The sequence below is a fragment of the Micromonospora sp. NPDC050495 genome (assembly GCF_040655175.1).
GTDB lineage: Bacteria > Actinomycetota > Actinomycetes > Mycobacteriales > Micromonosporaceae > Micromonospora.
Window position 1 is genome coordinate 1 of the sequence record NZ_JBFAJK010000095.1, and the last position, 9,211, is coordinate 9,211.

General features: G+C 74.2%; 6 protein-coding genes and 1 pseudogene. 5 read left to right on the forward strand and 2 right to left on the reverse strand.

Going from position 1 to position 9,211, the window contains the following annotated elements; genetic code table 11:
* Positions 1–1,104: pseudogene (locus AB0I11_RS33755) on the reverse strand (hypothetical protein); the annotation flags it as partial.
* Positions 1,105–1,396: 292 nt separating this feature from the next.
* Between AB0I11_RS33755 and AB0I11_RS33760 the strand changes: the two are divergent.
* On the forward strand, positions 1,397–2,878 hold the full coding sequence (locus tag AB0I11_RS33760; protein ID WP_357329917.1) for a multicopper oxidase family protein: 1,482 nt from the start codon (positions 1,397–1,399) through the stop codon (positions 2,876–2,878).
* Here AB0I11_RS33760 and AB0I11_RS33765 read toward each other — a convergent pair whose 3' ends face one another.
* Entirely contained in the window at positions 2,879–5,374 is a 2,496-nt protein-coding gene (locus AB0I11_RS33765; RefSeq protein WP_357329919.1) for a SpoIIE family protein phosphatase, read from the reverse strand.
* Between the two features lie 203 nt (positions 5,375–5,577).
* Between AB0I11_RS33765 and AB0I11_RS33770 the strand changes: the two genes are divergently transcribed.
* The 4 genes from AB0I11_RS33770 to AB0I11_RS33785 form a co-directional block, all read left to right on the forward strand.
* Complete coding sequence (locus AB0I11_RS33770; protein ID WP_357329921.1) at positions 5,578–7,185, forward strand: PAS domain-containing protein; 1,608 nt, start codon at positions 5,578–5,580, stop codon at positions 7,183–7,185.
* A gap of 42 nt (positions 7,186–7,227) precedes the next feature.
* Positions 7,228–7,710 (forward strand): GNAT family N-acetyltransferase, encoded by a 483-nt coding sequence (locus AB0I11_RS33775; protein ID WP_351938463.1) that lies wholly within the window; start codon positions 7,228–7,230, stop codon positions 7,708–7,710.
* Positions 7,711–7,838: 128 nt separating this feature from the next.
* Positions 7,839–8,447, forward strand: a complete 609-nt coding sequence (locus AB0I11_RS33780; protein WP_357329925.1) for a DUF5701 family protein — start codon at positions 7,839–7,841, stop codon at positions 8,445–8,447.
* Positions 8,448–8,564: 117 nt separating this feature from the next.
* The coding region (locus AB0I11_RS33785) for an AraC family transcriptional regulator (RefSeq protein ID WP_357329923.1) at positions 8,565–9,211 on the forward strand (647 nt) is incomplete at its 3' end.

The window sequence follows — 9,211 nt, forward strand, 5'->3', positions numbered from 1 at the left end:
GCCGCCGGAGTCCGCGCTGTCGTCGGCCCGGCCGGCGACGGCGGCCAGGCCGTCGGTCCCGCCGGGCAGTTGGCCGATCTGGGTGCTCAGCGTGCGCAGCCGCTCGACGGCCGCGCAGGGGTCCTTCCCGGCGACGGCCTTCGCCGTCCGCTTCTCGGCCGCGTCGACAGCGGGGACGACCTTGGCCGCCTGCGCGGAGTCGGGGAAGGTGTCCAGCAGGTAGCCGAACCGGGGGACCCAGTCGCCGCCGGTGCCGGTCAGGCCGTCCGCTCCGCATGCGTACAGCGAGGTGGCGAGCCGGTCGTCGGGCCAGTGGGTGAGCGTGCCGAGCTGGTCCCTGGGCATGGAGTCGGGCACCGTCCGCAGGTACTTCAGCGGTTCGACGGCCGCGCAGTAGTCCTGGTCCGCGTAGGCGGCGGCGACGGTCGTGTAGTACGTCCGCATGCGGCCGGGGATCCGGGCCGCGGCCCGGGAGCCGGCGTGGTGGACCGCGAGGTCGCGGTAGACGCCCAGGGCGTCCCGGTAGGCGGGCCGGGCGGTGGCGAAGTCCTTCTCCCCGGCCGCGTCGACCTGCCGGTCGGCGGCGGCGAGCCGGTCGAGCAGCGCGCGTTCGACGGCCTCCTTCCGGGCGCTGTCGTACCAGAGCGCGCCGGCCGCCGGGACGGCGAGGAGGACGATGCCCAGCACGAGCGCGACGGCCCGCTGCCCGGGCCACACCAGCCGGGTGCGCAGGCCGACGAAGGCGCCGTGGACGGCGGCGAGCAGCAGGAGGACCGCGTAGCCGGCCAGTGCGGAGCCGGGCACGCCGTCGGCGTCCGCGGGCAGCGCGACGAACAGCAGGACGGCGGTCGCCGCCAGGCAGACGGCGAGCGGGAGCCACCGCCGGACGAGCAGATAGCCGAGGCCCAGACCGGTCAGGTTGAGCAGGGCCACGGCGGCGGCGCGCAGTGCGTCCGGCGGCGCGGGCGGCGGGCCCGACGGCATCGGCGGGACGTACGGGCCCGGCACCGGGAAGCCCTGGCCGGCCAGCGGCCCGCCGAAAGGCCCGTGCGGAGGTTCCTGATGCGGTGGCCCCGGATACGGACCGTACGCGTCCCCGGACATGGCGGCTCCCCCAATTGCTGCCGAATCCTACGGAATTGACAGCGTACGGCCAATCGCGCGACGCCGACAGGGTCCAGAAGACCCGTCACGTGCCGGGACGGCCGTCCGGCCGCCATCCGCGTGAAAGCCCGGACGCCTCGGGTGGTTGCCGCCGCGCCGTGCGCGTGGCACGCCGGGCTGCCCGGTGCGGCCCGCTTACATTCCGGCTGACGGACCGCCGGCCGGACCGTCGTGACGTCGACCCTCCGGGCGTGGCACCGCCGCCCGGTCGCCCGGCTTCCCTGGGAGAGATGTGACCTGGTCCCGCATCCGTTCCGCGCTGGCCCGGCCGACGGCCGGACTGCTCCTGTCGGCCTGCTGGCTCGCCGGGTGCGGGGAGCTGCCCGCGGCCCGAGACCCGCACGCCACCCGGCAGCCCGCGCCGGACACCGACCACGGCCTCCCGGCCGGTCCGCGGCTGGAGGACCCGCCGGAACTGGTCAGCCACGACGGTGTCCTGAAGGCCGCCGTCGTGGTGGAGCGCCGCAAGGTACGGGTCGGCGACCGCCTGCTGTACGCCACCGTCTACAACGGCGCGTACATGCCGCCCACCCTGCGCGTACGCCCCGGCGACCGCATCGACCTCACCCTCACCAACCGCGTCGCCGAGGACACCAACGTGCACACGCACGGCCTGCACGTCTCGCCGCGCGCCCCCTCCGACGACGTGTTCGTCTCGCTCGCCTACAACCAGTCGTACCACTACACGTACCAGGTGCCCCTCAACCATCCGACGGGCACCTTCTGGTACCACTCGCACGCGGACATGATGTCCGCGCCGCAGGTCGCCGGCGGCGAGTCGGGGGTCATCGTGGTCGAAGGCCTCCAGCAGCACCTGCCGCCGTCCCTGCGCGGCATCACCGAGCACACGATCGCCCTCAAGGACTTCCAGGTCGAGGGCGACTCGGTCAAGACGCACCCGCTCAGCATCGGCGCGCCCACGAACCGCACCGTCAACGGCCGGCGGAACCCGGTGATCGACATCCGGCCGGGCGAGACCCAGCTGTGGCGGCTCGCCAACATCGGGGCGAACATCTACTACAAGCTGCACCTGCCCGGCTCCCGCTTCCGGGTGATCGCCCAGGACGGCATCCCCGTCCGCAGGGCGTACGACCAGGACACCCTGCTGCTCGCGGCCGGCGCCCGGTTCGACGTCCTCGTGCAGGGCGGGCCGCCGGGCACCGCGCGCCTGGAGACCCTCGCCCACGACACCGGCCCGGCCGGGAACAAGCTGCCGCGGGCCGACCTCGCCACCGTCGTCACCGGCGGGCCGCCCGTGCGCCGGGCCGCCCTGCCGACCGGCATCGCTCCGCACGAGGACCTGAGCCACGCGCGGATCGCGGCCCGCAAGACCGTCGTCTTCACGGAGAACAAGGCGGGCACGGAGTTCTTCATCAACGGCCGCCGCTACGACCCGCACCGGACCGACTTCACCGCGGCCCTCGACACCGTCGAGGAGTGGACCGTGCGCAACGACACCGACGAGACCCACTCGTTCCACATCCACACCAACGACTTCCAGCTGATGAGCGTCGACGGGAAGCCGCACGACCCCGACCACGCCTGGTACGACACCATCGACGTGCCGGTGCGCGGCACGGCGGTGCTCCGCGTCCACTACGCGGACTTCACCGGCAGGACCGTGCTGCACTGCCACATCCTCAACCATGAGGACATGGGCATGATGGCGGTGCTGGACATCGTCGCGCCCCGCGCGGACGCGCCCGGCAAGTGATCACCGCGCCGGGCCGCGCCCCCGGAGCCGGTCGGGCGGGATCTCCTGCTCGGCCCAGATGATCTTGCCGTCGCCGGTGTAGCGGGCGCCCCAGCGGTGGGCGAGCTGGGCCACCAGGAAGAGGCCGCGGCCGCCCTCGTCCATGCTGCGGGCGTGCCGCAGCCGCGGGGCGGTGCTGCTGGCGTCGGCGACCTCGCAGGTCAGCCAGGCGTCCCGGAGCAGCTTCAGCCGGATCGGCGGCTCGGCGTAGCGGATGGCGTTGGTGACCAGTTCGCTGACGATGAGTTCGGTGGTCATCGCCAGCTCGTCGAGCCCCCACGCCACCACCTGGCGGGAGGCCAGGGCCCGGAGGTCGGCGACGGCGGCCGGGTCCACGGGCACGTCCCACCAGGCGACGTGGTCGGCACCCAGGGCGTGGGTGCGGGTCAGGAGCAGGGCGATGTCGTCGGGCTGGGGCACCGGCACCAATTGTTCCACGGCGGCCGTGCAGAGCGTGGCGAGGTCGGCGGCCGGATCGGCCAGCGCGCCGCGCAGCCGGGCCATGCCGCGTTCGACGTCCTGGTCCGCGCCTTCGATGAGGCCGTCGGTGTAGAGGCCGAGGAGGCTGTTCTCGGCGAGTTCGATCTCGGTGGCCTCGAACGCCATGCCGCCGAGCCCGAGCGGCGGTCCCGCGGGCAGCTCGGCGAACCAGGCCCGCCCGTCGGGTGCCACGACGACCGGCGGCGGGTGCCCGGCCCGGGCCATGGAGCAGCGCCGGGTCACCGGATCGTAGATCGCGTACAGGCAGGTCGCCCCGACGAACGTGGCCGTGCTGCCCTGCGAGCCGGTGCCCCCGCTCTCCTCCTCCCCCAGGCGCAGCACCAGGTCGTCCAGGTGGGCGAGGAGTTCGTCGGGAGGCAGCTCCATGTCGGCGAGGGTCTGCACGGCGGTGCGCAGCCGGCCCATGCTGGCGGCGGCGGCGAGGCCGTGGCCGACGACGTCGCCGACGACCAGGCCGACCCGGGCGCCGGACAGCGGGATCACGTCGAACCAGTCGCCGCCGACGCCGTCCGTCGCGTCCGCCGGCAGGTACGAGGACGCCACCTCCAGGGCCGTACCGCCGGTCAGGGCCTGCGGCAGCAGGCTGCGCTGCAAGGTCACGGCCGCCGTGTGCTCCCGCGTGTAGCGGCGGGCGTTGTCGACGCAGACGGCGGCGCGGGCGACCAGTTCCTCGGCGAGCAGGACGTCGTCGGGCTGGAAGGAGACCGGGTTCACCGAGCGGGCGAAGGTGGTGAGGCCCAGGGCGGTCTTGCGGGCGCGCATCGGCACCGAGATGAGCGAGTGCAGTCCGAACTCCCGCATCCGCGCGGTCCGTTCCGGCTGCTCGGCGAGCCACAGCGGGTCCTCCGGATCCAGTTCGGGGATGAGGACCGGGTCGCCGGTGATGAGCAGGTCCATGCCGTGCGCCGGGGGCAGGAAGTCCACCGGGTCGCCGATGTCCGCCACCGCCTCGGGGCTGCCGTCGCGGACGGTCCGCAGGGCGGCCCGGCGCATCACCGGGCCCTCGGGTACGGGGCCCGCGTCGCTCAGCCAGGCGCCGTGGCCCTCGGTGCTCAGGACCGGCTCCAGCAGATCGACGATGACGAAGTCGGCGAAGCGCGGGACGGCGAAGTCGGCGAGTTCCTGGGCGGTGCGCAGGACGTCCAGGGTGGTCCCGATCCTGGTCGCGGCCTCGTTGACCATCGACAGCCGCTGGCGGGCGTTCCACCGTTCGGTGACGTCGGAGACCATGTAGCAGACGCCGGTCACGGAGTCGTCGGCGTCGACGAGCGGGAAGAACGACGTCGAGTAGGCGTGCTGGCGGTGCGGATCGGCCCAGCTCCAGCCGAGGTACTCGTAGTCGGTGATGGGCTCCCGGGTGGTGAGCACCTTGCGCATCAGGCCTTCTATGGTGGTCGCCTGCAGACCGGGCAGCAGTTCGCTCAGCCGGCGGCCCAGGCGCTGTTCCCGGGGCACTCCGCCGAACCGCTCCAGGGTGTCGTTGAGCCACACGTACCGCAGCTCCGGGCCCATGACGGCCATGCCGATCGGCGAGCGGGTCAGGAACCCGTCGAGGACGGACTGCTCCATCGTCCACTGCGGCCGGCGCTCACGGGCCGACAGCAGGAAGCACTCCCGTTCGTCGATGTGGAAGGCGGCGGAGACCCGCAGGTCCACGTCGAGGGTGTGGCCGTCGCGGTGGCGTACCGGGATGAGTCCGCTCCATCCCATGCCGGAGCGGCAGCGCTCGGCGACGCCCGCGATCCGCGCCGGGTCCGCGCGCGACGCGAGCAGCCGGACCGCGGAACGGCCGACCACCTCGGCGGCCGGACGTCCGAGCAGGGCCTCGGCACCGCGCGTCCAGCCCAGCACGACCCCCTCGGCCGACAGCAGCGCCGCGGCGTCGCTGGAGGCGTCGAGGAGGTCGCGCGGGCCCCGGGCGGGCGGCGCGTCGAAATCTTCTCGCGGAAAATCCATTGGCTACATCCTCTACGTACCCCAATGTTCCTGCTTGTCCACCCGATGCGCACGGGTCTCCGGAGCGCCTCCGGCGGAGCCGCGCGGGAGCCCGCCGCGCATCGGGGTACCCGGCCCGGGTCGGCACGGGCGGGCTGTCCGGGGCAGCATGGAAGTGCCGCGTCGGCGATCTCGGCCCGCAGGCCGATGGAGGTGGTGGAGCCATGGCTGTGGGATTCCTGCGCTCCGGTGGCCCGGACGGTTCCGGCGGTGACGAGTACGGCCCCGGCGGAGCGCGTCCGACCGGCCTGCTGGACATGCTGAGCGTGGCCGCGGTGGCCCTGGACTCGCAGGGCCGGATCGTGTTCTGGACCCCGCAGGCCGAGGAGCTCTTCGGGTACACGGCCGAGGACGCCCTGGGCCAGAACGCGGCACGCCTGCTCGCCAGCCCGGAACACCTGAAGGCCGCCGTGAACATGTTCATGGAGGTGCTGGAGACCGGCCACAGCTGGGCCGGTGCCTTCCCGGTGCGGCGCAAGGACGGCGGCACCCGGCTGATGGAGTTCCGCACCATGCGGCTGCTGGACGATCTCGGCGACGTCTACGCGCTGGGCATCGTGGCCGACCACTCCATGCTCCAGCGGGTGGAGACGGACCTGGCGCTGTGCGAACGGCTGATCAACCAGTCCCCGATCGGCCTGGCCCTCCTCGACCCGGAGCTGCGCTACCTGCTGGTGAACCCGGCGCTGGAGCGGATCGACGGCGTCCCCGCCAGGGAGCACATCGGCCGCCCGCTGCGGGAGACCCTGGCGCTGCCCGACATCGACAGCGTCGAATCGGCGCTGCGGCAGGTCCTCACGACCGGGACCCCGCTCCTGGACCAGTACCACGTGGGCCGTCCGCCGACCGATCCCGACCACGAGCACGCCTGGTCGCTGTCGTTCTACCGGCTGGAGGATCCCGGCGGCCGCGTCCTGGGCGCGGCGACCTCGGTGGTCGACGTCACCGAGCGGCACCGGGCGGCGGCCGAGGCCGACCGGGCCCGGCGGCGGCTCGCGCTGATCGCGGACGCCTCGGCCCGGGTGGGCACCTCGCTGGAGGTGGAGCGCACGGCGCACGAGCTGGCCGAGATCGCCACCCCGGTCCTCGCGGACGTGGTCGCCGTCGACGTGCTGGACTCGGCGCTGGCCCTGCGGCGCTCCCGCCGGCCGGAGAACGGCCCGGAGCTGTTCCGCGCGCTGGCACTGAAGGCGGACCATCCCACGGTCGCGCTGCGGGCCGCCGACCCGCCGGGCGATCTCGCGGCGTACGAGGGCGACCGGCTGGTCACACTGTGTGTGCACACCGGGCGGCCGGTCCTGGTGCCGCACGTCGGCGAGCACGACCTGCCGCGCATCGCGCGCAACGCCCAGGCCGGCGAGCTGCTGGCGCAGGCCGGTGTGCACTCGTACCTCGCGGTGCCGCTGATCGCCCACGGCGAGGTGCTCGGCGCCCTCGACCTCAAGCGCACCCGCAATCCGGTCCCCTTCGACGAGGACGACGTCGTGCTGGCCACCGAGCTGGCCGGGCGGGCGGCCGTGGCCATCGACAACGCCCGCTGGTTCCAGAGCGTCCGCAACACCGCTCTGACCTTGCAGCGCAGCCTGCTCCCGGACCATCCGCCGCACCACACGGGTCTGGAACTGGCCTCCCGCTACCAGCCCGCCCAGGCGACCAGCGAGGTCGGCGGCGACTGGTACGACGTGATCCCGCTGTCGCAGGACCGCACCGCGCTGGTCGTCGGGGACGTCATCGGCAAACTGCGCCGGGTCAAGGACCTGCGCGAGGCGTAATGCGCTGGCGGAGGGACGGCCCCGGTACCTACCGTCCTCCCCATGCCCGAGCTGCAACCGCTTCGCTCCGACCACGCCCCGGCGCTCCTCGCCTTCGAGCTGGAGAACCGCGCCTACTTCGCGGCGTCCATCCCCGACCGCGGTGACGACTACTTCGCCCGGTTCGAGGAGCGGCACCGCGCGCTGCTCGCCGAACAGCAGGCCGGGAGCTGCCGCTTCCACGTGGTGGTCGGCGCGTCGGGCGAACTGCTGGGGCGGATCAACCTGGTGGACCTGGCGGACGGCGGCGCCGACCTCGGCTACCGGATCGCCGAGCGGGCGGCGGGCCGCGGACTGGCGACCTGGGCCGCGCGGGAGGTCTGCGGCCTGGCCGCCGACGCGTACGGCCTGGCCTTCCTGCGGGCCGCGGCCCGTCTCGACAACGAGGCGTCCCGCACGGTGCTGGCCCGGGCCGGCTTCACCGTCACCGGCGAGACCCGGCTGTCGGGGCACCCCGCTCTGACCTTTGTGCGGCAACTGGCCTGATGGGCGGGAACATTCGGGTTCGTCCCGTCGTTGGGCCGACACCGAATCCCGTCCCCGGCCCTGGGAGCATCGTGCCCGAATCCGTGTCCGCCGCCTCCGCCGTCCTGCCCGCGCTCCCGTCCCTCGGCATCCAGGCCGAACTGCTCATCGCGTCGGGGGTGCACGAGATCGCCGGCCTCTCCCCCGCCGAGGTGCGGGCCGTCGCCGCGGCCCCGGCCGGGGAGGGCGCCCTGCTCGCCGTGCACCCGGAGCGCGCTCCCGCCTCCGCGCTGGCCCCGCTGCTGCGGCACGCCGGGCGGCCGGGGTTCGTGGTCACCGACATGACCGACGTCGACCTCTTCGCCCCGCTCGGCACGACCGTGCCGCCCGACGCCCCGCTCTACGTCCTGACCGGTCTCGACCGGGGCGACCGGCTGGCGAACCGGAGCCCGGACGAGGCGCTGCCCGCGCTCACCGCGGAGGGCCGCACGCCGCTGCTGCTCAGCGAGGGCATCCACTGGGTGCTGCAACGCCCCGAGGTGCTGGAGCGCAACCACTGCTTCATGACGATCGGTTCACGGCTGCGCAAGGCGGGCGGCGCCCTGGACTCCCGCACCCCGGCGATCTGGCTCAGCAACGGCACCGGACGGGACGGCCGCGAGCGCCGCGACGCGCCCAAGGTGGGCTGGTGCTGGGCCGGCAACCGTCACACCTGGCTGGGCTTCGCCTCGGCGACGGACCGGCGGGCGGCCGGGTGAGCCGGTAGGCACGCTTCGCCCGGGCCGGGTGGAGGACGCACCTCGGCGGCGTCGCCGCCGCACCGGCCACGGGCGCGGCGGCTCGGGTGACGGCCGGCTGCTCGTACCCTGGCCGACGTGTCTCGCACCCCTCTGCACCGTGTCGCCGTCCTCGTCCTGGAAGGGGCCAAGCCCCTCGACGTCGGGATCCCCGCGCAGGTGTTCACGACCCGGGCCAGCATGCCGTACGAGGTGCGGGTGTGCGGGGCGGCGCCCGGTCTGGTCGCCGGCGGCGACGGGCTGTCGTACCACGTCGCGCACGGCCTCGACGCCCTGGAGTGGGCGGAGATCGTGTTCGTCCCCGGCTACCGCTTCCCGGACCGCAACGACCCGCCGCCCCCGGTCGTCGAGGCGCTGCTCGCGGCGCACCGGCGCGGTGCGCGGGTGGCCGCCATCTCGACGGGCGCCTTCGCGCTCGCCGCGACCGGGCTGCTCGACGGCCGGCGCGCCACGACCCACTGGCACTACACCCGGTCCCTCGCGGAGCGGCATCCGCTGGTCCGGGTCGACGAGAACGTGCTCTTCGTCGACGAGGGCAGCGTGCTGACGTCGGCCGGTGCCGCCTCCGGCATCGACCTGTGCCTGCACATCCTCCGCGGCGACCTGGGAGTGGCCGCCTCGAACCACGCGGCCCGGCGGCTGGTCGCGGCGCCCTACCGCAGCGGCGGCCAGGCGCAGTACGTGCCGCGCAGCGTGCCCGAACCGCTCGGCGAACGGTTCGCCGC